This window comes from Nonomuraea lactucae (assembly GCF_003313395.1).
GTDB classification, from domain to species: domain Bacteria; phylum Actinomycetota; class Actinomycetes; order Streptosporangiales; family Streptosporangiaceae; genus Nonomuraea; species Nonomuraea lactucae.
Genome location: NZ_QNFZ01000407.1, coordinates 1 through 984, shown reverse-complemented (window position 1 = coordinate 984; position 984 = coordinate 1). Strand labels below are relative to the sequence as shown.

Genomic DNA, 984 nt, shown 5'->3' with positions numbered 1-984 from the left:
CTGGTGATGGTGGTGGGCGGGCTCCCGGGCGTGCGTCCCGGCGAGCCGCTGGGCCTGGTGTCGCGGGACCTGGCGGGCGCTCGCCGGCGGGTGGCCGACGCCCTGGCCGAGCTGGCCCCGTACGCTGGGGAGCGGGGCGTGCGGCTGGCCCTGGAGCCGCTGCACCCGGTCTACTGCGCCGACCGCGCGGTGGTCTCCACCCTCGCCCAGGCGCTGGACCTGAGCCTGCCGTACCCGAAGGAGCAGGTGGGCGTGGTCGTCGACACGTTCCACGTGTGGTGGGATCCCGACCTGTTCGCGCAGCTCGCCCGGGCAGGCGGCCGGATCGCCTCCTACCAGGTCTGCGACTACCTGCACCCGCTCCCCGCCGACGTGCTGCTGGGGCGGGGCATGATGGGCGACGGGGTGATCGACTTCGGGCCGATCACCCGGGCGGTCCTGGCGGCGGGCTACACGGGGGACATCGAGGTGGAGATCTTCAACGCCGACGTGTGGGCGGCCGACCCCGACGAGGTGGTGGCCACCGTGAAGGCCCGCTACGCCGACGTGGTGCTCCAAGGCGCCTGAGCCGGACGGAGGGGCCGGGAGACCTCGCCGCCTGAGCCCGCCACGCCTGATCCACGGGCCTCAGTCCTCGTCCACCGTCACGGTGCCGGTCGCACCGTGCACCGTGATCCGCTGGCCGGTGACGATGCGGTGGGTGGCCTCGGGCACGCCGACCACGGCGGGGATGCCGTACTCGCGGGCCACCACCGCGCCGTGCGACATCGCGCCGCCCATCTCCATCACCAGGCCGCCCGCCGTGAGGAACAGCGGCGTCCAGCCGGGGTCGGTGGACGGGCAGACCAGGATCTCGCCGGGCTCCAGGTGCGCGCCGACCGGGTCGAGCACCACCCTGGCCGGTGCCGTCACCGTGCCCGCCGAGGCGGCGCTGCCCGTGAGCACGCCGTCCGCGCGGCCGCCCGTGGCCGCGCCGTCGCCGGT

The 984-nt window shown here is 75.5% G+C and carries 2 protein-coding genes; one reads left to right on the top strand and one right to left on the bottom strand.

The genetic code is table 11. From position 1 onward, the window contains the following. A partial coding sequence (locus tag DQW85_RS22240; RefSeq protein WP_162795226.1) for a sugar phosphate isomerase/epimerase family protein occupies positions 1 to 567 on the top strand: 567 nt, incomplete at its 5' end. Between the two features lie 60 nt (positions 568 to 627). On the opposite strand, the gene DQW85_RS22235 is transcribed toward DQW85_RS22240, so the two are convergent. Continuing rightward, positions 628 to 984: PEP-utilizing enzyme (locus DQW85_RS22235; RefSeq protein WP_240197350.1), on the bottom strand; the 357-nt coding region annotated here is incomplete at its 5' end.